This window comes from Streptomyces sp. NPDC052101 (genome assembly GCF_040680235.1).
Classification (GTDB): Bacteria; Actinomycetota; Actinomycetes; order Streptomycetales; family Streptomycetaceae; genus Streptomyces.
This window is the reverse complement of sequence record NZ_JBFAWH010000002.1, coordinates 73,273-94,986: the sequence shown is the minus strand read 5'-3', so window position 1 is coordinate 94,986 and position 21,714 is coordinate 73,273. Positions and strand designations below refer to the sequence as shown.

Here is a 21,714-nt window from a genome sequence, read left to right as displayed (position 1 = left end):
AGTGCGCCCGAGCGGCGCTCACTTGGCGTCTGCATAGCACTCCACCACCGCCGTGGTGAACGGAAAGCGCACCGGTGTCTCACCGAAGGTCAGCCGTCCGGCGAGGCCGGCGGAGGCACGGATGGCCTTGACGACCGTGTCGGCCTCGTCGGCGGGACAGTGCACGATCACCTCGTCGTGCTGGAAGAAGACCAGCTCGGCCTTGAGGTCGGCGCAGGCCCGGCGCAGCCCGGCGAGCATCAGCAGCGCCCAGTCGGCGGCGCTGCCCTGGACGACGAAGTTCCGCGCGAAGCGGCCCCGCGCCCGGGAGTCGGAGGAGGCGTAGCCGGGGACCCAGGGGGCCGGTGTGTAGGTGTCGTCCTCGCCGACGGGGATGCCCGCCTCCTCCGCCGCGTCCTCGCCGGAGCCGGCCGCCGGTGGGCAGGTCCGGCCCAGCCAGGTGCGCACCAGTCGGCCCTCCTCGCCCGCGCGGGCGGCCTCGTCGACGTACGCGACCGCCTTCGGGAAGCGGCGGCGCAGCGCGGCCAGGTTCTTCAGGCCGTCGCCCGAGGTCTGGCCGTAGACCGCGCCGAGCACGGCGAGCTTGGCCTGGTCGCGGTCGCCGGAGAAGGCGCGGTCGGAGACGGACTGGTACAGGTCGCTCTCGCGGCCGGCGACCTCCATCAGGCCGGGGTCGCGGGAGATCGCGGCGAGCACGCGGGGCTCCATCTGGTCGGCGTCGGCCACCACCAGCCGCCAGCCGGGATCGGCGACCACGGCGCGGCGGATCACCTTGGGGATCTGCAGCCCGCCCCCGCCGTTGGTCACCCAGCGTCCGGTGACCGTGCCGCCGGCGAGGAACTCGGGGCGGAAGCGGCCCTCGCGCACCCAGTCCTGCAGCCAGGACCAGCCGTGGGCCACCCAGATGCGGTACAGCTTCTTGTACTCCAGCAGGGGTTCGACGGCCGGGTGGTCGACGGACTGGATCTCCCAGCGGCGGGTCGAGCGCACCTTGATGCCGGCCTGGGCGAAGGCCTTGATCACATCGGCGGGCAGCTCGGGGCGGACCCGGCGGCCGAAGGCGGCCGACACCTCGTCGGCCAGCTCGGCGAGGCGACGCGGCTCGCCGCCGCCTGCATACCGCTCGCCCAGCAGGTCGTGCAGCAGGTCGCGGTGGACCTCGGTGCTCCATGGCAGGCCCGCGTGGTTCATCTCGGCGGCCACCAGCATTCCGGCCGACTCGGCGGCCGTCAGCAGCCGCATCCGGTCGGGGTGGGCGGTCCGCTCGTGCCGCCGAAGCTGCTCGGCGTAGACCGCGAGGAGATCGGTCAGGGGCAGATGGGTGCCGGTGGGCTCGAACAGCGGGGACTGGGCGCCCGGTTCGGCGGAACGCTGGGGTGGATCGGGCGGTACGGGGCCGCCGCGGAGGCGGGCCAGGGCGGCGGCGGCCGAGCGTGGCTCGCCGTACCGGCCCTCGTGGCCCAGCAGGAGTGTCTCGGCGTCCTCGATGTCGTAGCACCGCTCCACTCGCACCCCCGTGGCGAGCAGACGCGGGTAGACCTCGGGGGTGGACCGCCACACCCAGCGTGTCACCTCCGGGCGGCTCCGCACCGCCCCGGCGAGATCGCTCTCCCGCCGCACCGGCCCGGCGGGCAGCCCGTCCGGGCCGAGGGGGGCGACGTCCACGCCTCCGTCCTCGGCCGGTGCGAGTGCCCACCGGTCGGTCATGACTGCGAGTGTGGCAGGCGGGTCTGACAATCCGCCTGACCTGCGGTTTCAGTCCTCCGAGGAGGCCGGCTCGGCCAGCGGGTTCTGCTCCGCCAGCAGCGAGAGCATCCTGGCGAGGTGCTGCTCGGTGCCGGCCTTGGTGATGCCGAGGCCGTTGAGGACGCCCTCGCCGTTCTCCTGCTCCAGGAGAGCGAGCAGGATGTGCTCGGTGCCGATGTAGTTGTGTCCGAGCCGGAGGGCCTCGCGGAAGGTGAGTTCCAGGGCCTTCTTGGCGTCGGGGCCGTAGGGGACGAGGTCCGGGACCTCCTCCGAGGCAGGCGGGAGCGCGGCGGCCGCGGCCTGTCGTACGGAGTCGAGCAGGACGCCCTGCGCGGTGATCGCCTTCGCCGCCAGACCTTCCGGCTCGGCCAGCAGTCCGAGGACCAGATGCTCGGAACGGCCCTCGGAGTTGCGGGCCGCCACCGCCTCGTTGTGCGCGGCCATGACCACGTTCCGCGCGCGCGGGGTGTAGCGGCTGAAGCCCTGGCTGGGGTCGAGGTCGGCGGACTCCTTCGGTACGAACCGCTTCTGCGCCGCCTGCCGGGTCACCCCCATGCTCCGGCCGATCTCGGTCCATGACGCGCCCGAGCGCCGTGCCTGGTCGACGAAGTGGCCGATCAGATGGTCGGCCACGTCACCGAGGTGATCGGCGGCGATCACCGCGTCCTGGAGCTGGTCGAGGGGCTCGGGATGAACCTTCTTGATGGCCTCGATGAGGTCGTCGAGGCGTACGGATGCCGTGATGTTCGGATTGGTCGCCATGTGTCAACCGTAGGTTGCACCCCCACGGGTGTCAACCGACAGTTGACAGTCCAGTTTTCCTACGGGCTACGGCTGCGGGCTGCGGGCTGCGGGCTACTGGCTTCGGGCTGGGGCCTAGGTGCTGTGTTCGTACATCACCACCAGCACGCCGTGCACCGGCTGGTCCGCGTCGTCCTCCTCCGCCCCGTCCACCAGCTCGGCCAGCGTCTCGCGCAGCCGCCGTGCCCGCTCCGGGCTCAGGCGCAGGTGGCGCAGGCTCAGCAGGTGTTCCTCCGGGGAGTGGTCGATCTCCTGGGCGACGGCGTTCAGTAGGGCGGCGCGGTCGGCGGCACGCGGCTCGGCGACCCGTAGCCGCCGTCCGGTCCGCCGGTAGTAGTGCTCGGTGCCGCCCCGGACCTTGCGGGTCTCCGTGATGTGCACGAGCCCCGCCGTGTGCAGCGTCTTCAGGTGGTGCGCCACGCTTCCCTTGGCCACGCCGAGGCGCACTGCCAACTGACTGATCGTTGCGGCCTCGTGGTTCAGTGCGAAGAGCAGGCGCTGCCGCAGCGGATGGGCGAGCGCGGCGAACTGCTCCGGTGTGGAGATGTCCAGTACACCGTCGGCGTCACGGGCGGGCGGTTGCGGTCCTGTCATGGCGTAAAGCGTCTAATCTCCTTGACGCTTTCGCAAGCCCGGTGCTGTACTCCCCGCCATGACCACGCCGAAAGCATCGCCCGCCCTTGTCGCCGACGTGCCCGCCGTCATCGAGGAGACCACTCGACTCCTGGCCGCCCACTATGTGTTCCCGGAGGTGGCGCACCGGCTCGCCGCCCTGCTCCGCGGCCGGCTGAAGGAGGGGGCGTACGACACCGCCGACCCGGCGGAACTCGGCGCCCGCGTCACCGCCGACCTGCAGTCGGAGAACGGTGACCAGCATCTGCGCCTGAAATTCCACCCCGAGCGGCTGCAGGAGGACGCGGACCAGGTCGATCTCGCCGCGCTGCGCAGCGAGTTCGGCGCGTCGCTCGGCGGAGTGCCGCGCGTGGAGCTTCTTCAGGGCGGCGTCGCACTGCTCGAACTCGCCCCGTTGTTCTTCCGGTTGGCCTGGGCGGCGGAGCCGCTGTCGGCCGCGCTCACGCTGGTCGCGCCCGCGGGCACGCTGGTCCTGGACCTCAGGAACATGGTCGGCGGAGACCCGGACACGGTGGCGTTCGTGTGCAGCTATCTCCTGGACGAGCGGACCCACCTCAACACCCAGTACTGGCGTGCGGGCGACCGGTACGAGCAGTCCTGGTCCCTCCCGCACGTTCCGGGCGCCCGGTTCGGCGGCGCCAAGCCGGTGTATGTGCTCACCAGCGGTCGTACCTTCTCCGCTGGTGAGGAACTCGCCTACGATCTACAGCAGTTGGGCCGTGCGGTCGTCGTGGGCGAGACCACGCGGGGTGGGGCGCATCCACGCGATGGCTGGGCGGTGCATCCGCATCTGGAGGCCTCGATCCCGGTCGGCCGCGCGATCAACCCCGTCTCCGGCACCAACTGGGAAGGCGTCGGCGTACGCCCCGACGTCCCCTGCCCGGCCGACACGGCCCTCGACCGTGCCCTGCACCTGGCCACCCGCGAATCGGCGCCCCGCGGCTGATCCGCCTGTCCGGCCCCCTCGGTCCCATGCCGTGTGCCGTGTGCCGTGTGCCGTGTGCCGTGTGCCGTGCGGCCGGTGGCGGCTGTTTCGGGGCGGTGGCCTGTGGCCTGTGGCCTGTGGCCCGTGACGGGTGGTCGGTGGTGTCGGTGTCTGTTCCCGGGCCGCGGCCCGTGTCGTGCGGGCGGGGGCGGCAGTTACGGGGGTGCGGTCCCGCACCGTGGGTGCTCGGCTGCTGGTTGCCCGGTGGTCGCCCTCCCGGCCCCGTCGCCGTCGGCGACTACCTTGGTGTCGATCAACGGCGTCCCGCCCGCACCCTGTCGGCTCGCTCCTTCATCTCCTTCATCCACAGCCTGTGGACAAAGCTCGGCCCGCTGTCGGTGGGGCGTGGCACGATCGACGATGTGACCAGCACTGCCAGCCCTGCCAGCACTGTCGAGCTGGCCTTCCGGGCCGCCCTCTACGACGACACCGACACCGGCCTCGACACCGGTGCCTCTCTGCTCGCCGCCGACCCCGCCGCGGACGCCGAACTCGCGCGGCGGGGCGAGGAGTTCGTCGCGACAGCCTGGCAGCGCGGCTGGCAGCCCGCCGATGTCGTACGACTGGTGCGGCGCGAGCTGGCGGACGCGCATGTGCGCCTGGCCGCCGCGCTGATCCGCGCACAGACCGGCCGGGACCGCCCGCGTGGGCGCCGCTGGGCCGCCCAGCTGACGGACCTGCCCGAGGGCCCGGCCCGCGAGACCGACCGCTTCTCACAGGCCACGACCGTGCTGGAGCTGTACCGCCTGCTGCTCCGCCTGCCCACTCTGGAGCCCCTGGAGGACGAGTCCCGTCGCACTCCGGGCCCGGCCGCCTCCCGCATGCTCGCCCGTATCCGCGCGCTGCTCGCCAAGGCCGAGGCGACCGGGTATCCGGAGGAGGCGGAGGCCCTCAGCGCCAAGGCGCAGGAGCTGATGGCGCGGCACAGCGTGGACGAGGCGCTGCTCGCCGCCGAGGCGCCCGCGCCGGACGCGCCCGGCGCCTGCCGGATCGGCGTCGAGCCGCCGTACGAACAGGCCAAGGCGGTCCTGCTCGACGCCGTGGCCGGCGCGAACAACTGCCGCGCGGTGTGGAACGAACCGTTGGCTTTCTCCACGATCGTCGGCTTCGAGGCGGACCTGGAGGCGGTCGAGCTGCTCTACACCTCTCTGCTGGTGCAGGCCACGCACGCGATGACCAGGGCGGAAGCCGCCCAGAGAGCCGGCGGCCGGAAGCGGACCAAGACTTTCCGGCAGTCGTTCCTGGCCGCCTACGCCCACCGCGTCGGCGACCGGCTAGTGGCCGCCGCGGAGACCCAGGTCACCCAGGATCTGCTGCCGGTCCTGGCCACCAGGGAGATAGCCGTCACCGACCGGCTGGAGCGCATGTTCCCCGAGACCACCACCACCCGGCTGCGCGGGGTGAGCGACGCGGCCGGCTGGACGGAGGGCGCCCGGGCAGCGGACCAAGCCCAGGTCAGATCCCGCCCCAGGCTGGAATGACTGCCCCGGGACGGGGCTGAGCCCTCCAGGACCCAGGGCGGGGCAAGCACCTCAGGCTGGACCGACCGCTCCGGACGGGCGCGGGGCCCACGCTCGGGCTGGAGCGACCGCCCCAGGCCGGGGTCCAGAGCCGGGCTTCGGGCTCGGATCCCGCCCCAGGCTGGAGCGACCGCCCCAGGCTGGGCTGAGCACCCCAAGCTGGCGTGCAGGGCCGGGCCTCGGGCTGGAAGGGACGGCCCCAGGCCGGGGTGCAGGACCAGTCCTCGGGCGGGAATGGCTACCCCGGGCTGGAAGGACCGCCCAGCTCTGGCGTGCGGGGTCAGGCCTCAGGCTCGCATGCCGCCCCAGTCTGGAAGACGGCGCAGACTGGGCCGACCCCCCTGAGGCCGGACCACGCGGCCAGGCCTCCACCCAGAGCGCGCCCAGCCCGGACCGTCGACCAGGCCTCCGCCCGGAGCGCGCACCCAGTCCGAATCGCCGGAGTGCGCACCCAGCCCGAACCATCGGGGTGCGCGCCCAGCCCGGATCGCCTGCTCAGTCAGAACCGGTGCCCAGCCCCGATCAGATGCTGAGCCCCGATCAGATGCTGAGGCCCGGAACGCATGCCAAGCCCGCGTCCGTTCAGTCGCCGACCTGCTGGAAGGCGGTCACGGAGGCGTTCGGGCCGGTTGTGCCGGACTGGCCGGCTACGGGGCCGTAGGACCAGGGGAAGCTGCGGGAGGCGGTGGTGCCGGGAAGGGTGATCTTCACGGTCTTCACGTCCAGGCTGGTCTTGTCGCCCGCCGCGCCGCGCACGTAGCTGATGGTGAAGGACGCCGAGTCGCCCTTGGCGAGCTTCAGCTTCTGGGCCTTCGCGCCCTTGAGTACCGGCACGTCGGCCTTGGCGCTGCCGGTGTCCAGGGTGACGCCCGCGAACTTGTCCAGGGTGCACGGTTTGCTCTGATTGGTGATGCTGACGGGAATCTCACCTGTGTCACCGGCCTTCGGCGCCACGCTCGCCGACCCGATCTGTACGGAGACCCCGCCGATCTCGCAGCCCGAGCTGTTCTTGTCGCCGCTCTTGCTGCCGCTGTTGTTGCAGGCGGTCAGCAGCAGGGCGGCGGCGAGGGCCGTGACGGTGAGCGGAATGGCGCGCATGAGCAAGTCCCATCGAGGTCGTGACGGTGCCCCTGCATCATGGCGCCTACGCTCCGCATCTGCTCGCGCACCCCTGCGGAATCACCGCTTCAGGTGGCGCGCCGCAACGGATTCACGCGGTCACTGCTTCGGCTTGGTCGGCAGCGTCGTCGGCAGCTTGCCGCCCTCCGCCTTGGTGTACGTCTCCTGGCCGGTCTTGCCCGACCAGCTCACCGTCATACCCTTGCCGTCCACCGAGTCGACCATTCCGTTGACCCGGTCCTTGTTGCCGTCGGGGCAGGTCAGATGGATCATCTGCATCCCCGAGTCCTTGCCGGCGGTGCCCTGGCACCACACCTTGCGCCCGGTCACGAAGAGCCCGGCCTTCTTCCCGGTGATCACCAGGGCCACGATCTTGCCGCCGCTCGTGGTGAGCCAGCTGCCCTGGAGCTTGTCCGAAGCTCCGGTCACCTTTCCCGAACCCGAGGGGGAGGCGGACGCGGCGGTCGCGCTCGGTGTCGGGGAGGAGGAGGTCTTGTTGTCGCTGCCCCCGCTGCACGCGGTCAGCGCGGCGAGCGCGCCCACCAGTCCCGCGGCCACGGTAGCGGTCCGCACCCTTGCAGTCGCAGTAGTCACCGGAAAGCTCCCAAGCTCGTAGCGGCGGGCCGTCCTCGGCCCGGACGGCCCGCAGCAAGCTACCAGCTGGTCACCACGAGGACTTCAGCACGCCGGGCAGGAATCCGTTGTGAGCCTGCTCTCGCAGGTTTACCCGGGACAGGCCGAAGGTACGCAGATAGCCGCGCGGGCGGCCGTCGACCTGGTCGCGGTTGCGCACGCGCGTGGCGCTCGCGTCCCGCGGCTGCCCGCGCAACTCGAGCTGGGCGGCGAGCCGTTGGGTCGCAGAGGACGACGGCTTCCGGATGATCTCCTTCAGTTCGGCGCGCCGGACGGCGTACCGGGCGACGATCTCCTTGCGCCGCTCGTTCTTCGCGATCTTGCTCTTCTTCGCCATCAGATCCGCTCTCCCCGGGCGCGGATCCGGGCCACGGCCGCCTCGATGCCGATCGCGTCCACCGTCTTGATCCCCTTCGCGCTCAGCCGCAGCCGGACCTGGCGGCCCTCGCTGGGCAGCCAGTAGCGCTTGCTCTGGATGTTGGGGTCGAAGCGGCGGGAGGTGCGCCGATGGGAGTGGGAGATGCGGTTGCCGAAGCCCGGCCGGGCCCCGGTGAGCATGCAGTGCGCGGACATGGTGACGTAACTCTCCTCAGGTGTAGTTCGTAATGGAATTCATTTTCAGTAAGGTAGCAGCATGGCACGCAACGAACTCCGCCCGGTCATCAGGCTCCGGTCCACCGCCGGGACCGGCTACACCTACGTGACCCGCAAGAACCGCCGTAACGACCCGGACCGTATGACGCTGCGCAAGTACGACCCGGTCGCCGGCCGGCACGCCGACTTCCGAGAGGAGCGCTGAACCACCGCCATGCGCAAGGGAATCCACCCGGACTACGGGCCCGTCGTGTTCCGTGACCGTGCCGCGCGTCACGCCTTCCTCACCCGGTCGACGCTCTCGGCCGTGGCGGGCGGCAGGACGATCGAGTGGGAGGACGGCAACACCTACCCGGTGGTCGACGTCGAGATCTCGAACGTCAGCCACCCCTTCTACACCGGCACCGCGCGTGTGCTGGACACCGCCGGGCGCGTGGAGCGTTTCGAGCGCCGGTACGGCAAGCGGGGCGGGGCGTGAGCCTCGCCGTGGCCGTCGTGGGCGGGCTGCACGCCGAGGCGCGCAGGGCGGCCGTCGACCGGTTGCTGGCCGAGGTGCCCGCCAGCGTCGTACTCCATCACGACCTGGCGACGGCCGCCGCCGGCACGGTCGTGCGCACGGTCCGCGACCGCACGGGCGTGCTGTCCGCGGGCGAGGCGCCCCTGGTCGACGACTGCGCGTGCTGTGCGCTGCGCGAGGACCTGGTGCCCGAGCTGCGCAGGCTCGCCGACGACGGCACGACCCGGCTCGCGATCGTCGAGCTGTGGGACTCGGTCGAGCCCAAGGCGATGGCCGAGGTGGTCGCATCCGGCGGGCTGACCGTCACCTCCGTGATCACCGCCGTGGACCCGGCGCTGGTGCTGCCCTACCTCGGCAACGGTGACGACCTCGCCGAGGCCGGTCTCGCCGCGGCGGCCACCGACCGGCGCACGATCGCCGACACCTTCGCCCGGCAGCTGGAGTACGCCCCCGTCCTCGCCCTGGCCGACTCCCCGGAGGCGGACGACGAGGACCGCGAGCTGCTCGCGCAGCTCCATCCGACCGCCCGCCGGGTTCCGATCGGCCGCAGGGGCCCGGCGGGCGCCTTCCCCACAGGCCACGCGGCCGCATCCGCACCGGAACCCACCGCCGCCGCATCCGCACCGGAACCCACCGCCGCCGCATCTGCACCGGAACCCGCAGCTGCACGTGCACCGGAGTCGGCCGCCTCCGCGCTCGGCCCGCTGGCCCGGGCGGCCCTCGCCGGTTTCGACGTGGAGGCCGCCGCGGCGGCCCAGCATCCGGCCTGTGCCCTGCTGCCCGCCGAGGCCGACAACCTCGGCGTGTCGACCCTGGTCTGGCACCGCCGCCGGCCCTTCCACCCGGAGCGGCTGTACGCGGCGCTGGAGGACCTGACCTGCGCCGCGGCCCGCAGCCGGGGCCGGTTCTGGCTCGCCGACAGGCCGGACACGCTGCTGCACTGGGACGCGGCCGGCGGGGCGCTGTGCGTCGAGAGCGCCGGGCCGTGGCTGGCCGCGCTGCCCGACGCGGCCTGGGAGATGGTCCCGCCGGTGCGCCGGGCCGCGGCCGCGTTGGACTGGCACGCCGAGCACGGCGACTGCTGCAACCACCTCGTGTTCACCTCGCCGGGCCTCGACCGCGACGGACTGCGGCACCTGCTGGAGTCCTGCCTGCTCACCGACGCCGAGTACGCCGCCGGGCGCGACGCCTGGAAGCGGCTGCCGCCCGCCTTCGACACCCTGCTGGAGATCTGATGTCCCGCAAGGGCGACCGCAAGCCCGCCAAGGACCGCCCGAACCTCCTGGACCAGGCCGGGATCACCTACATCGACTACAAGGACACCGACCTGCTGCGGAAGTTCGTCTCCGACCGGGGCAAGATCCGCAGCCGCCGCGTCACCCGGGTCACCGCCCAGCAGCAGCGACTGCTCGCGCGGGCCGTCAAGAACGCCCGCGAGATGGCCCTCCTGCCGTACTCCGGCCGCTGAGCGCGGAGATGGGCAGCCGATTAGGTAGGCGATTCCCTACACTTGACTGGTAGGGGATTGCCTACCTATCGTCGGGCCCATGAACATCACCCACGCCTCCTTCGTCACCCTCCCCGTCACCGACCAGGACCGTGCCCTGCGCTTCTACCGGGACGTCCTCGGCTTCGAGGTCACCGCCGACCTGCGGATGCCGCCCGGGCGCTGGCTCCAGGTCGCACCGCAGGGTGCGCAGACCGTCTTCACGCTCTCCGGGCCGGGCATGGGGGATTTCGAGCCCGGTTCGGCACGGGGGATCATGTTGGTGACGACCGATGTCGACGCCGACTGCGCACGGCTCGCCGAGGCGGGCACCGAGGTGCAGGGGCCGCAGGAGTACCCGTGGGGCCGGATGGCCTCCTTCCGGGACCCGGACGGCAACGGTCTGATGCTGCTCACGGAGGCTCACCAGTAGGAAGGTCCGCGATGACCGCAGCCGGGTCCGGTCAGGCCGCCGCCGAGGACCGCGTCTTCGCCGCGCTCGCCAACGCCACCCGCCGCGAGGTGCTGCGGCTGCTGCGCGAGCGCGGGCCGCAGCCCGTCCAGGCCCTGGCCGACCACTTCGACATGCGCCGCCCGAGCCTCTCGGAACACCTCAAGGTGCTCCGGGAGGCCGGTCTCGTCTGCGAGCAGCGCTCCGGACGGCAGCGCATCTACCGCCTTCGGGCGGCCCCGCTCGCCGAGGTGCAGGACTGGCTCCACCCGTACGAGCGGTTCTGGCGCGACCAGCTGAAGGGCCTCGGCGATCTCCTGGACCGGCTGCCCGACGATGACCGGCCATGAGTACCGAACCCGGCCATGACCATGACGCGGACGACCTGACCACCATCCGTGTCGACCAGTTCTTCCCGCATCTGCCCGCCAAGGTCTGGCGCGCCCTGACCGACCCGGAGCTGCTCGCGCGGTGGCAGATGCCGGGCGCCGAGGGCTTCCGGCTGGAGGTCGGCCACCGGTACCGGATGGCCTCCGTCCCGCGTCCCAACTCCCGTTTCTCCGGGGTCGTGGAGGTGCGGGTCCTGGCCTACGACATCGAGCGGATGCTGTCCGTCCGCTGGGCCGACGCCGATCCGGCCAACCCCGCGGACTGGACCATCACCTGGACCCTGGAACATGAAGGGCGCGGTACGCGTCTCTTCCTAGTGCACGAGGGCTTCGATCCGGACGACCCGGCTCAGCTGATGGCACGCAGGATCATGGACGGGGGGTGGCGGGGGCATGTCCTGCCCGCACTGGGGCAAACGCTGGAGCAGCTTCGGTAACGCGCCTTCGACCGGGGCGAAGTGCTGTCGGCACAGGTCGCAGAGGCCACTTCGGTAAAGCGGACGTCAAGCCTGTAACCGAGGGAACACCCCCCGTGCACGTGCATTTGCTCATGCATCTGCATGTGAACGGGGTTATGATCCGGGTCAGTTGACCACAGCATCTATGGCCACATCAGCCAGTGCACCACCGGGGAGCGACCTGTGGACCGCGACGTTGACGGCGTGTACGGGGGGTACGACGTGTACAACGGCATGGCTGCCGAGCAGCTGGTCGGAGTGGCCTGGCAGAAGAGCAGGCACAGCAACTCGCAGGGCTCCTGCGTGGAGTTCGCGCGGCTGCCGGGCGGCGAGGTCGCCGTACGCAACTCGCGCTTCCCGGACGGCCCGGCGCTCGTCTACACGCGCGCGGAGATCGAGGCCATGCTGCTCGGCATCAAGGACGGAGAGTTCGACCACCTGATCGCGAGCTAGCGAGCTGCGGCCCGAGTGGGGAGGGCACCCCGGCGGCAATGATGTCGGACCGGGTGGAGCAGACGCGGTGACGCGCGTAGACACCGGGCGCTCGTCAGTGCTTCGCCGCGTCAGGCCGACTGGAGCCGGAACATCGCCCAGACGACCTTGCCGTCGAGGGTGCCCGCGAGGGGGTGCCAGCCCCAGCTGTCGGCGAAGGAGTCGACCAGGAACAGCCCGCGCCCGGACTCGGCGGAGAAGTCGTCCGAATCCCGCGGCACCGGCGTCTCATGGCTCGGGTCGCGCACCGCGCACACCAGGCGCTCGGTCCAGCGCATCAGGTGCAGTCGTACGGACGCGGCGTGTTCCGGGCAGCCGGAGCCGGCCGGCACCGCGTGGCGCAGGGCGTTGGTGACGAGTTCGGAGACGACGAGGCATATGTCGTCGAAGCGGTCGCCGACGTCCCACTTGTCGAGGGTGTCGCGGGTGAAGTGCCGGGCCTCGCGCACCGTCTCGTAGCGGGCGGGCAGGGCGCAGGAGGCGGCATCGGACACGGCCGCGGGATCCAGCGGCGGAAGGCCCTGCCGTAACGGCTTGAGCATGGTCGATCCATTCGTTCCCATGCGAGGCACTCCCGGGAATTCGCGGTCGTTGCGATGCAGCGGTGGCGCGGCACCATGGTTTCGGATGCGCAGAGCAGATGCAAGGGCAGATGCACGTGCACGCGACCGAAATGGCACCGCCCGTACCGCTTCTTGGCCATTTTTTCTGCCATCTTCTCGATGGTTGTCGCCAGAGGTCCTGACCTCTTCGCGACCACACGCAGGCAGAAACGGCCCGCCTCTTTCCGTTTCCGTAACCGGCCGAGTACTGCTCGAAGTGTTTTAGTGGCAGACTGCGGGCCCTGAAGACGGTTGGGGAGGCTGACGAACGTGAGCGCGGGAGAGCCCGGATCGGTGGTGCGGCGGATGCTGCTCGGTTCGCAACTCAGGCGACTGCGTGAGGCGCGGGGGATCACGCGCGAGGCGGCGGGGTACTCGATCCGCGCCTCCGAGTCGAAGATCAGCCGGATGGAGCTGGGCCGGGTGAGCTTCAAGACCAGGGACGTCGAGGACCTGCTGACGCTGTACGGCATCACCGAGGAGACGGAGCGCGAGTCGCTGCTCTCCCTCGCCCGGGAGGCCAACGTGGCCGGCTGGTGGCACAGTTACACCGACGTCCTGCCCAGCTGGTTCCCCACCTATGTGGGCCTGGAGGGCGCCGCGTCCCTCATCCGCGTCTACGAGGTGCAGTTCGTCCACGGCCTGCTCCAGACCGAGCAGTACGCCCGCGCGGTGGTCCGGCGCGGCATGAAGGGCGCGAGCCCGGCCGATGTCGAACGGCGGGTCGCGCTGCGCCTGGAGCGGCAGAAGCACCTGTTCGCGCACAGCGCCCCCGAGTTCCACTTCGTCCTCGACGAGGCTGCCCTGCGCCGTCCCTACGGCGACCGCGAGGTGATGCGCGGCCAGCTCCAGCACCTCATCGACGTCTCCGAGCGGCCCAACGTACGGCTGCAGGTCATGCCGTTCGGCTTCGGCGGGCACTCCGGCGAGAGCGGCGCCTTCACCATCCTCAGCTTCCCCGACGCCGATCTGTCCGACGTCGTCTACATGGAGCAGCTGACCAGCGCCCTCTACCTGGACAAGCGCGAGGACGTCGCCCAGTACGAGCAGGCGCTGAAGGAACTCCAGCAGGACAGCCCGGGCCCCGACGAGAGCCGGGACCTGCTCCGCGGACTCCTCCAGCTGTCCTGAGCGGTCTTCTTCTGTCTTGAGAGGACTCCTTCAACTCACTTTAAACACAAGTACGATGACGTGTGATCAGGCATGGCGTAGATCTGGTGTCCGCTAGCGATTGAGGGATCACATGTCGTCCTACTTCACCGACCTGGCCCAGCAGTACATCGACGGCGAGTGGCGTCCGGGCAGCGGCTCCTGGGACGTCATCGACTTCAACCCGTACGACGACGAGAAGCTGGCCTCGATCACGGTGGCCACGGTCGACGAGGTGGACCAGGCCTACCGGGCCGCCGCCCGCGCCCAGAAGCAGTGGGCCGAGACCAACCCCTACGCCCGCCGCGCAGTCATCGAGCGGGCGCTCAGGCTCATAGAGGACCGTGAGCAGGAGATAGCCGACCTGATCATCGCGGAACTGGGCGGCACGCGCGTGAAGGCCGGTTTCGAGCTGCATCTCGCCAAGGAGTTCCTGCGCGAGTCGATTCAGCTGGCGCTGCGCCCCGAGGGAAGGATTCTGCCCTCCCCGGTCGACGGCAAGGAGAACCGCGTCTACCGGGTGCCGGTGGGCGTCGTGGGTGTCATCAGCCCCTTCAACTTCCCCTTCCTGCTGTCCCTGAAGTCGGTCGCCCCGGCCCTCGCGCTCGGCAATGCCGTGGTCCTCAAGCCCCACCAGAACACCCCGATCACCGGGGGCACCCTGATCGCCAGGCTCTTCGAGGAGGCCGGGCTGCCCGGCGGCCTGCTCAACGTGGTCGTCACCGACATCGCCGAGATCGGCGACGCGTTCATCGAGCACCCCGTCCCGAAGGTCATCTCCTTCACCGGCTCCGACAAGGTCGGCCGGCACGTGGCCACCGTCTGCGCCGCGAACTTCAAGCGCTCGGTGCTCGAACTGGGCGGCAACAGCGCGCTGGTGGTCCTGGACGACGCCGACATCGACTACGCGGTGGACGCGGCGGTCTTCAGCCGGTTCGTGCACCAGGGCCAGGTCTGCATGGCCGCCAACCGGGTCCTCGTGGACGCCTCCGTCGCCGAGGAGTTCACCGAGAAGTTCGTCGCCAAGGTGCGCACCCTCAAGGTCGGCGACCCGCGCGACCCGCAGACCGTCATCGGCCCGGTGATCAACTCCCAGCAGGCGAACGCCGTTTCCGGCACCGTCGAGCAGGCGCTCGCCGAGGGGGCCACCGCCCTCGTGCGGGGCGGCACGTCCGGCAACCTGGTCGAGCCGAGCGTGCTCGCCGACGTACCCGCCGACTCCGCACTGCTCCAGCAGGAGGTGTTCGGCCCGGTCGTCTTCCTCATCCCGTTCGAGGGCGAGGAGGAGGCGGTCCGCATCGTCAACGACACCCCGTACGGCCTGAGCGGCGCCGTCCACACGGGCGACATCGAGCGCGGCGTCGCCTTCGCCAAGCAGATCGACACCGGCATGTTCCATGTGAACGACGGCACGGTCCACGACGAGCCGATTGTGCCGTTCGGCGGCGAGAAGCACTCCGGCCTCGGCCGCCTGAACGGTGAGACGACGCTGGAGTCCTTCACGACCGTCAAGTGGATCTCGGTCCAGCACGGCCGCAGCGGCTTCCCGTTCTAACGCCGCGTTTCCCGCCCACCGGCCGGCCAATGCGGACAGAATCTGACCGCATTGGCCCGTAGCGTCGTCGGTGTCAGGGGGCAGACGGCCCCGGTGACGGTGAGGAGAGGCGGTCGGCCATGGTCATGCACGTATCGGCGGAGGAGCGGGGCGACGAGCGCGGGGCGCTGCTCGCGTTCATCGAGGAACAGCGCGGCGGCATCCGCCGGGCCCTGCTCGGGCTGACCGAGGAGCAGGCCCGCACCCGCCCCACCGCCAGCGAGCTGTCGCTCGGCGGCCTGCTCAAGCATGCCGCCGAGGTCGAGCAGGGCTGGATCGCGCGGGCGAAGCAGGAGCCGCCGGCCATCCGGCGCGACCAGTCGAACTGGCACGAGACGTTCCAGCTGATCGGCGAGGAGACGGTCGCCTCGCAGCTGGCGGACTGGGAGCGGGTCGCCGCCGAGACGGAGAAGTTCATCCGCTCCGCGCCGAGCCTGGACGACACCTTCCCGCTGCCGCCGGACCCCTGGTTCCCGCCGGCGACCCGGGTCAGCCTGCGCTGGCTGTGTCTGCACCTGATCCGCGAGACGGCCCGGCACGCCGGCCACGCCGACATCATCCGCGAGTCGCTGGACGGCAGGACCGCGTTCGAGCTGGTGGCCCTGGAGCAGGACGGACAGCGGTAGGCCCTGGAGCGGGCCGGGCGGCGGACCGGCAATAACCTGGACCCCATGTCAGCGATCCGTCTCCTCGTGCTGGGCGCGGTCCGCCGGCACGGGCGGGCCCATGGGTACCAGGTGCGCAACGACCTGGAGTACTGGGGCGCGCACGAGTGGTCCAACGCCAAGCCGGGCTCGATCTACCACGCCCTGAAGCAGATGGCCAAGCAGGGGCTGCTGCACGCGCACGAGATCGCGCCGTCCACGGCGGGCGGCCCGCCCCGCACCGAGTACGAGCTGACGGACCGGGGCACCGAGGAGTACTTCGCCCTGCTGCGCGCCGCGCTGGTCACCTACGACCAGCGCGGCGACGTGAAGACCGCGGCCATCGGCTTCATGGTCGACCTGCCGAGGGCCGAGGCGGTGGCGCTGCTGAAGGAGCGCACGCGCCGGATCGAGGCGTGGCGTTCCTCGGTCACCGAGCACTATGTGCCCGAGGAGGGGCCCGAACAGCTCGGCCACATCGGCGAGATCATGAACATGTGGGTCCACACGGCCGACTCCGAGGCCGCGTGGACCCACGGCCTCGTCGAGCGCGTCGAGAGCGGTGCCTACACCTTCGCCGACGAGGGCGATCCGTTCGTCGGCGTCCTCGCCGAGGACGAGGAGAACCCGTACGCGACGGGGGAGCGGCATCCGGGGGACGACCGCTGATCAAGTTTGATCAGCACACCTGCTCGCGCTCACCATGACCTTCGGCCTGCTCCTGCTGTTCCGTTTCGCCATGCTCTGGGCCGGCATCCATCTCGCCCTGCTGGCGGTCTTCTTCCCGCCGGCAGTACGGAAGTTCGCCCGCCGCGGGCGGTGGCGCTAGTGGTGGAACCCGGTCGCCGCCTCCTTGTCCCTGGTCAGGGGGTGCGGCTGCCGGCGCAGTTCGGGCAGCAGGCGGGTCAGGTCGGCCAGGAACAGGTCGGCGAGGTCGCGGGAGAAGCCGTTGCGGCACACGACGCGCAGCACGGACAGGTCCTGCCGGTTCGCCGGGAAGGTGTACGCGGGGACGAGCCAGCCGCTCTCGCGCAGCCGGCGGGAGACGTCGAAGACGTCGTACGCCGTGACGTCGTCGGCCGTGGTCAGCGCGAACACCGGCAGCTCGTCGCCGTGCGTGAGCAGCTGGAAGTCGCCGAGCGCCGCGATCCCGTCCGCCAGCGAGCGCGCCACGTCCCGCGTCGACTGCTGCACCGCGCGGTACCCCTCGCGGCCGAGGCGCAGGAAGCTGTAGTACTGCGCGACCACCTGGGCGCCGGGCCGGGAGAAGTTGAGTGCGAAGGTGGGCATGTCGCCGCCCAGGTAGTTGACCCGGAAGACGAGTTCCTCCGGCAGCGCCTCCTTGTCCCGCCACAGCGCCCACCCGACGCCGGGATAGACCAGGCCGTACTTGTGCCCCGAGGTGTTGATCGAGGCCACGCGCGGGAGACGGAAGTCCCACACGAGGTCCGGGTCCAGGAAGGGCGCCACCATGCCGCCGGACGCGCCGTCCACGTGCACCGGGACGTCGAGCCCCGTGCGTTCCTGCAGGGCGTCCAGGGCCGCGCACAGGTCCGCGATCGGCTCGTAGGAGCCGTCGAACGTGGAGCCGAGGATGCCGACGACCCCGATGGTGTTCTCGTCGCACAGCTCGACGGCGGCCTGCGGGTCAAGGTGGAAGCGGTCGCCCTCCATGGGCACCAGCCGGGCCTCCACCTCCCAGAAGTTGCAGAACTTGTCCCAGCACACCTGGACGTTGACGCCCATGACCAGATTGGGCCGTGCGCCGCCCGGATAGCGGTCGGCGTTGCCTTTCATCCAGCGCCGCTTCAGCGCCATCCCGGCGAGCATGCACGCCTCGCTCGACCCGGTCGTCGAACAGCCCACCGCCGCCGCCGGGTCCGGCGCGTTCCACAGGTCCGCGAGCATCGCCACACAGCGCCGCTCCAGCTCGGCCGTGCGCGGGTACTCGTCCTTGTCGATCATGTTCTTGTCCCGGCACTCCGCCATCAGCACCCCGGCCTGCGGCTCCATCCAGGTGGTCACGAACGTGGCCAGGTTCAGCCGGGAGTTGCCGTCCAGCATCAGCTCGTCGTGCACCAGCTGATACGCCGTGGACGGGGCCAGCGGCGCGTCCGGGAGCCGGTGCGTGGGCGGGGCCTCGGTCATGCCGCCGACCGGATTGGCCTCCCCGAAGAACGGGTTGACCGACATCGTCCGCTCTTCGTGCTTCGCGGGACCTTTGTGCAGGGCCATGAACGTGCCTCCAGGGAAGGTTCTCAGCGGACCGGGGTGCCATCCGCGCGCAGCTGCATCTGCGGGCGCCCCGTCACCAGCAGCCAGGCCGGCAGGGACGCGATGCACAGCAGGGCGAGGACGCCCGGCGAGGCGATCAGAACGGCGGCCGTGAACAGGCTCACCCAGGCCTGCCGGGTGACCGCCAGGAGCATGCCCAGCACGCCCGTCGCCACGCCCACCGCCGGATGCACGGCGGGCACGAGCGCGTGGGCGCACAGACCGAGGGCCGCACCGATGAAGACCGCCGGGAAGATACGGCCGCCGCGAAAGCCGCAGGACGCGGCGACGAGCAGCGCGGCCAGCTTCACCACCGCCATCGCGGCGAACTGCCCCGCCGACCAGCCCTCCGGACGGCGGACCAGCTCCCCGATCTCCGACAACCCCTTGAACAGCGTCAGATGGCCGCCCAGGGCCCCCAGGGCGCCCAGCACGACCCCGCCGGCCGGAAGCATCAGCATCGGATGCTGCAGCCGTCCGAAGGCCGCGTGGACGTACGGGAAGGCGTACACGGCGCACATGCCGAGCACCGCGGCCGCCGAGGCGGTCACCAGGGCCGCCAGGAGGTCCTTCGCATGCGGGTGGCCCATCGGCGGCAGCCCCAGGTCGAAGGTCGGATGGGCCACCAGGGTGGTCGTCACGGCCCCGCACGCGCCGGCGGCCAGCGGCGCGAACACGTTGTCCCACAGCTGCCCGCGCATCGGGCGCCCGGCCAGCGCCTCGGAGATGACCAGCGCCGCCGCCACCGGAGTGCCGAACAGCGCGCCGATCGTCGCCGCCTCGGCCAGCACCGGCCACAGGGTGCCCGGCGCCCGGGGCAGCAGGCGGGCGCCGAGCCAGGCCGCGAGGCCCACGTTCACGGCGATGACCGGGTTCTCCGGGCCGAGGCTCGGACCGCCGGCCAGCATCAGCCCGGCCGCCAGCACCAGGCCAGGCAGCACGACCGGCGCCAGCACCGGGGCGTTCAGGCCGACGGTGGCCGGGTCGGGGCCGGCGTGCCCGGGCACCTTCCACACCACCAGTCCGACCGCGAGCCCGGTGGCGATCAGCATCACGAACACCCACGGCACCGAGTAGCGGCCCACCCCGAGTGCGTCCGGCAGCGGCCCCCACAGCACATGCTGGAGCTTCTCCGCCGCCACGCTGACCCCGACGAAGACCAGGCTCGCGCCCACGCCCACGGCCACGGCGGGCAGGATGAACGGCAGCAGGGCCCGCGCCGGAGCCGTAGGGGCGGGCGGGGGCGCCTGCGGCGCGTCGGTTTCCTGGGCCACGGGCTCACCATAAGCGGACAAAATGCCCACAACATCCCGAACGTCATGAACGTAAGCCGGCTTGCACCTCACGTGGCGTGAGGCCTCAGCGTGGAGGCCGTACCGACGAAAAGGAGCGGAAAGTGAGCTACTCCGTGGGACAGGTCGCGGGGTTCGCCGGGATCACGGTGCGCACCCTGCACCACTACGACGAGATCGGCCTGCTCGTACCCAGCGAGCGCACGTACGCCGGCCACCGGCGCTACAGCGACGCCGACCTCGACCGGCTCCAGCAGATCCTGTTCTACCGGGAACTCGGCTTTCCGCTCGAGGAGGTCGCGGCCCTTCTCGACGCCCTGGCCACCGGCAATTCGGACCCGCGCACACACCTGCGCCGCCAGCACGAACTGCTGACCGCCCGGATCGAGAAGCTGCAGAAGATGGCCACGGCCGTGGAGCACGCCATGGAGGCACGCAAGATGGGCATCAACCTGACCCCCGAGGAGCGGTTCGAGGTCTTCGGGGACAAGGACCCCGAGCAGTACCGCGACGAGGCGGAGGCGCGCTGGGGCGATACCGAGGCGTACGCCGAGTCGCAGCGCCGCGCCGCCACCTACACCAAGGAGGACTGGAAGCGCATCCAGGCCGAGGTGGACGCCTGGGGCGAGCGGTACGCCGCGCTGGTCGCCGCCGGCGAGCAGCCGACCGGCGCGGCGGCGATGGACATGGCCGAGGAACACCGGCAGCACATCGGCAGGTACTACTTCGAGGTCCCGTACGAGATGCACCGCTGCTTCGCGGAGATGTATGTCTCCGACGAGCGCTTCAAGGCGTTCTACGACGCCATGCGCCCCGGTCTGGCCGAGCACCTGCGCGACGCGATCCTCGCCAACGCCGACCGGCACACCGCGTCCTGACGTCCTGGCCCGGGGCTCACTCCCGGGCCAGGACCACCGCCGTGCCGTAGGCGCACACCTCGGTGCCCACGTCAGCGGCCTCGGTCACATCGAACCGGAACGCCAGCACCCCGTTGGCGCCACGCGCGCGTGCCTGCTCCACCAGGCGCTCCATGGCCTGGTTGCGGGTCTGTACGAGCGTCTTGGTGAGCCCCTTCAGCTCGCCGCCGATCATCGACTTCAGTCCGGCGCCGATCTGGCTGCCGAGGTGCCGTGAGCGCACGGTGAGTCCGAAGACCTCGCCGATCACCTGTTCCACCCGGTGTCCGGGCACGTCGTTCGTCGTCACGACCAGCACGTCAGGCTGCGGGCCCTGGCCGCCGCCGTAGTCATCGAGTCCCATGAGTCACAGCTTTCTCTCAGTCATCCCACAGTGCATCCTGGAGCCACCCGTGGAACCTGGGGCGGTCACATCACGTTGATAGCTTTGTGCGGCCTTCAGATGGACGCCACAGCCGCCTTCACCCCCTCAGGAGCCCGGACCCGTGATGACACTCGCCCTCGGCCCGAGCTGGCTGGATCCCAACTACCTGCTGGACACGTACAGCATCTGGGGTCTGCTGCTCATCGTCTTCGCCGAGTCCGGCCTGCTCATCGGCTTCTTCCTGCCCGGTGACTCGCTGCTGTTCACCTGCGGCCTGCTGATCACCTCGCACCAGCTGGACTTCCCCCTGTGGGGCGCGATCGGACTGATCTGCCTCGCCGCGATCCTCGGCGACCAGGCGGGCTACATGTTCGGCAAGAAGGTCGGCCCGTCCCTGTTCAACCGCCCGGACTCCCGCCTGTTCAAGCAGGAGAACGTCACCAAGGCCCACGAGTTCTTCGAGAAGTACGGCCCGAAGTCCCTGGTCCTGGCCCGCTTCGTGCCCATCGTGCGCACGTTCACGCCGATCATCGCGGGCGTCAGCGGCATGAAGTACCGCTCGTTCCTGATCTTCAACGTCATCGGCGGCACCCTGTGGGGCGCGGGCGTCACCCTGCTCGGCTCCTGGCTCGGCAACATCGACTTCGTCAACAAGAACATCGAGGCGATCCTGATCCTGATCGTCCTCGTCTCCGTGGTCCCGATCGCCATCGAGTTCCTGCGGGCCCGCGGCAAGGAGAAGAAGGCCCGGCAGCAGACGCCGGAAGCGTCCCGCCCGGCCCCGCCGGTCATGGACGACGCCACGACGAGGCTGCGCCGCATCGAGCCGGAGCCGCAGTACGACCACCAGGCTCCCCAGGCTCCCCAGACCCACCAGTACGACCAGTACGACCACTACGAGCAGCCGTACCAGCAGTCCCAGCAGCAGGACTGGAACCAGCAGTACTACGACCACCAGCAGTACTACGACAACCAGCAGTACCCGCAGCAGCAGTACGACCAGAACCAGAACCAGTACCCCTACGACTACCGCCAGCAGTAGCGGGGGACGGCG

At 70.8% G+C, this 21,714-nt stretch carries 28 protein-coding genes; 17 read left to right on the top strand and 11 right to left on the bottom strand.

All coding sequences use genetic code 11. The features are described 5' to 3' along the window. Positions 1–18: 18 nt before the first annotated feature. From AB0L75_RS04140 to AB0L75_RS04130, 3 genes are all read right to left on the bottom strand, one after another. Positions 19–1,707 carry a bifunctional 3'-5' exonuclease/DNA polymerase gene (locus tag AB0L75_RS04140; RefSeq protein ID WP_365175104.1) on the bottom strand — a complete coding sequence of 563 codons (1,689 nt, stop codon included), beginning with the start codon at positions 1,705–1,707 and terminating at the stop codon, positions 19–21. A gap of 48 nt (positions 1,708–1,755) precedes the next feature. Beyond that, the gene (locus tag AB0L75_RS04135; protein WP_365175102.1) at positions 1,756–2,508 is read right to left on the bottom strand and encodes a Clp protease N-terminal domain-containing protein; all 753 of its coding nucleotides are present in this window, start codon (positions 2,506–2,508) and stop codon (positions 1,756–1,758) included. Between the two features lie 114 nt (positions 2,509–2,622). After that, positions 2,623–3,141, bottom strand: a complete 519-nt coding sequence (locus AB0L75_RS04130; RefSeq protein ID WP_365175100.1) for a winged helix-turn-helix domain-containing protein — start codon at positions 3,139–3,141, stop codon at positions 2,623–2,625. Positions 3,142–3,199: 58 nt separating this feature from the next. On the opposite strand from AB0L75_RS04130, the gene AB0L75_RS04125 reads away from it, so the two are divergent. Together AB0L75_RS04125 and AB0L75_RS04120 are read left to right on the top strand one after the other, a co-directional pair. Next, positions 3,200–4,126, top strand: a complete 927-nt coding sequence (locus AB0L75_RS04125; RefSeq protein ID WP_365175098.1) for a S41 family peptidase — start codon at positions 3,200–3,202, stop codon at positions 4,124–4,126. 401 nt (positions 4,127–4,527) lie between these two features. Next, positions 4,528–5,646, top strand: a complete 1,119-nt coding sequence (locus AB0L75_RS04120; protein ID WP_365175096.1) for a DUF2786 domain-containing protein — start codon at positions 4,528–4,530, stop codon at positions 5,644–5,646. A 621-nt stretch (positions 5,647–6,267) separates the two neighbouring features. Here AB0L75_RS04120 and AB0L75_RS04115 read toward each other — a convergent pair. The 4 genes from AB0L75_RS04115 to rpmB all read right to left on the bottom strand — a co-directional run bounded on the left by AB0L75_RS04115 (position 6,268) and on the right by rpmB (position 8,010). After that, positions 6,268–6,783, bottom strand: coding sequence for a DUF4232 domain-containing protein (locus tag AB0L75_RS04115; RefSeq protein ID WP_365175094.1), 516 nt, complete (start codon positions 6,781–6,783; stop codon positions 6,268–6,270). 120 nt (positions 6,784–6,903) lie between these two features. Beyond that, positions 6,904–7,362 carry a hypothetical protein gene (locus tag AB0L75_RS04110; RefSeq protein ID WP_365175092.1) on the bottom strand — a complete coding sequence of 153 codons (459 nt, stop codon included), beginning with the start codon at positions 7,360–7,362 and terminating at the stop codon, positions 6,904–6,906. Positions 7,363–7,468: 106 nt separating this feature from the next. Next, entirely contained in the window at positions 7,469–7,774 is a 306-nt protein-coding gene (gene rpsN / locus AB0L75_RS04105) for a 30S ribosomal protein S14 (protein WP_365175090.1), read from the bottom strand. Next, positions 7,774–8,010, bottom strand: a complete 237-nt coding sequence (gene rpmB, locus AB0L75_RS04100; RefSeq protein WP_365175088.1) for a 50S ribosomal protein L28 — start codon at positions 8,008–8,010, stop codon at positions 7,774–7,776. Before rpmB ends, rpsN begins: the two co-directional genes overlap by 1 nt. Positions 8,011–8,071: 61 nt before the next feature. Between rpmB and rpmG the strand changes: the two genes are divergently transcribed. The 8 genes from rpmG (at position 8,072) to AB0L75_RS04060 (ending at position 11,785) form a co-directional block, all read left to right on the top strand. Next, positions 8,072–8,236: a 50S ribosomal protein L33 gene (rpmG, locus tag AB0L75_RS04095; protein ID WP_053656360.1), complete on the top strand. Its 165-nt coding sequence runs from the start codon at positions 8,072–8,074 to the stop codon at positions 8,234–8,236. A gap of 9 nt (positions 8,237–8,245) precedes the next feature. After that, entirely contained in the window at positions 8,246–8,509 is a 264-nt protein-coding gene (locus tag AB0L75_RS04090; protein ID WP_365175085.1) for a type B 50S ribosomal protein L31, read from the top strand. Beyond that, positions 8,506–9,783, top strand: coding sequence for a GTP-binding protein (locus AB0L75_RS04085; RefSeq protein WP_365175083.1), 1,278 nt, complete (start codon positions 8,506–8,508; stop codon positions 9,781–9,783). Before AB0L75_RS04090 ends, AB0L75_RS04085 begins: the two co-directional genes overlap by 4 nt. Then, complete coding sequence (rpsR, locus tag AB0L75_RS04080; protein ID WP_365175081.1) at positions 9,783–10,016, top strand: 30S ribosomal protein S18; 234 nt, start codon at positions 9,783–9,785, stop codon at positions 10,014–10,016. The genes AB0L75_RS04085 and rpsR overlap by 1 nt, the downstream gene beginning before the upstream one ends. Positions 10,017–10,095: 79 nt before the next feature. Then, a complete protein-coding gene (locus AB0L75_RS04075; protein WP_365175079.1) occupies positions 10,096–10,467 on the top strand; it encodes a VOC family protein in 372 nt (123 codons plus the stop codon). Positions 10,468–10,478: 11 nt separating this feature from the next. Next, positions 10,479–10,835: a metalloregulator ArsR/SmtB family transcription factor gene (locus tag AB0L75_RS04070; protein WP_365175077.1), complete on the top strand. Its 357-nt coding sequence runs from the start codon at positions 10,479–10,481 to the stop codon at positions 10,833–10,835. Beyond that, positions 10,832–11,311 (top strand): SRPBCC domain-containing protein, encoded by a 480-nt coding sequence (locus AB0L75_RS04065; protein ID WP_365175075.1) that lies wholly within the window; start codon positions 10,832–10,834, stop codon positions 11,309–11,311. The genes AB0L75_RS04070 and AB0L75_RS04065 overlap by 4 nt, the downstream gene beginning before the upstream one ends. A gap of 204 nt (positions 11,312–11,515) precedes the next feature. Next, a complete protein-coding gene (locus tag AB0L75_RS04060) occupies positions 11,516–11,785 on the top strand; it encodes a DUF397 domain-containing protein (protein WP_365175073.1) in 270 nt (89 codons plus the stop codon). A 110-nt stretch (positions 11,786–11,895) separates the two neighbouring features. Here the strand turns inward: AB0L75_RS04060 and AB0L75_RS04055 are convergent, their stop codons facing one another. Then, positions 11,896–12,366 (bottom strand): ATP-binding protein, encoded by a 471-nt coding sequence (locus AB0L75_RS04055; RefSeq protein WP_365175071.1) that lies wholly within the window; start codon positions 12,364–12,366, stop codon positions 11,896–11,898. A gap of 366 nt (positions 12,367–12,732) precedes the next feature. On the opposite strand from AB0L75_RS04055, the gene AB0L75_RS04050 reads away from it, so the two are divergent. The 5 genes from AB0L75_RS04050 (at position 12,733) to AB0L75_RS04030 (ending at position 16,642) form a co-directional block, all read left to right on the top strand. Continuing rightward, positions 12,733–13,557, top strand: a complete 825-nt coding sequence (locus AB0L75_RS04050; RefSeq protein WP_365176441.1) for a helix-turn-helix transcriptional regulator — start codon at positions 12,733–12,735, stop codon at positions 13,555–13,557. A 112-nt stretch (positions 13,558–13,669) separates the two neighbouring features. Next, complete coding sequence (locus AB0L75_RS04045; RefSeq protein WP_365175069.1) at positions 13,670–15,130, top strand: aldehyde dehydrogenase family protein; 1,461 nt, start codon at positions 13,670–13,672, stop codon at positions 15,128–15,130. A gap of 119 nt (positions 15,131–15,249) precedes the next feature. Then, on the top strand, positions 15,250–15,795 hold the full coding sequence (locus AB0L75_RS04040; protein WP_365175067.1) for a DinB family protein: 546 nt from the start codon (positions 15,250–15,252) through the stop codon (positions 15,793–15,795). Positions 15,796–15,840: 45 nt separating this feature from the next. Then, complete coding sequence (locus AB0L75_RS04035) at positions 15,841–16,482, top strand: PadR family transcriptional regulator (RefSeq protein WP_365175065.1); 642 nt, start codon at positions 15,841–15,843, stop codon at positions 16,480–16,482. Positions 16,483–16,516: 34 nt separating this feature from the next. Further along, the gene (locus tag AB0L75_RS04030) at positions 16,517–16,642 is read left to right on the top strand and encodes a hypothetical protein (RefSeq protein ID WP_365175063.1); all 126 of its coding nucleotides are present in this window, start codon (positions 16,517–16,519) and stop codon (positions 16,640–16,642) included. On the opposite strand, the gene AB0L75_RS04025 is transcribed toward AB0L75_RS04030, so the two are convergent. After that, a complete protein-coding gene (locus AB0L75_RS04025; RefSeq protein ID WP_365175061.1) occupies positions 16,639–18,048 on the bottom strand; it encodes a glutamate decarboxylase in 1,410 nt (469 codons plus the stop codon). The two genes, AB0L75_RS04030 and AB0L75_RS04025, sit on opposite strands and share 4 nt — an antisense overlap. A 23-nt stretch (positions 18,049–18,071) precedes the next feature. After that, positions 18,072–19,361 carry an ion channel protein gene (locus AB0L75_RS04020; RefSeq protein WP_365175059.1) on the bottom strand — a complete coding sequence of 430 codons (1,290 nt, stop codon included), beginning with the start codon at positions 19,359–19,361 and terminating at the stop codon, positions 18,072–18,074. A 122-nt stretch (positions 19,362–19,483) separates the two neighbouring features. Here AB0L75_RS04020 and AB0L75_RS04015 point away from each other — a divergent pair, with 122 nt between their 5' ends. Continuing rightward, the gene (locus AB0L75_RS04015; protein ID WP_365175056.1) at positions 19,484–20,257 is read left to right on the top strand and encodes a MerR family transcriptional regulator; all 774 of its coding nucleotides are present in this window, start codon (positions 19,484–19,486) and stop codon (positions 20,255–20,257) included. A 16-nt stretch (positions 20,258–20,273) separates the two neighbouring features. On the opposite strand, the gene AB0L75_RS04010 is transcribed toward AB0L75_RS04015, so the two are convergent. Next, entirely contained in the window at positions 20,274–20,639 is a 366-nt protein-coding gene (locus AB0L75_RS04010; protein WP_365175053.1) for a YbjQ family protein, read from the bottom strand. Positions 20,640–20,781: 142 nt separating this feature from the next. Between AB0L75_RS04010 and AB0L75_RS04005 the strand changes: the two genes are divergently transcribed. Continuing rightward, the gene (locus tag AB0L75_RS04005; protein ID WP_365175050.1) at positions 20,782–21,702 is read left to right on the top strand and encodes a VTT domain-containing protein; all 921 of its coding nucleotides are present in this window, start codon (positions 20,782–20,784) and stop codon (positions 21,700–21,702) included. Positions 21,703–21,714 lie beyond the last annotated feature (12 nt).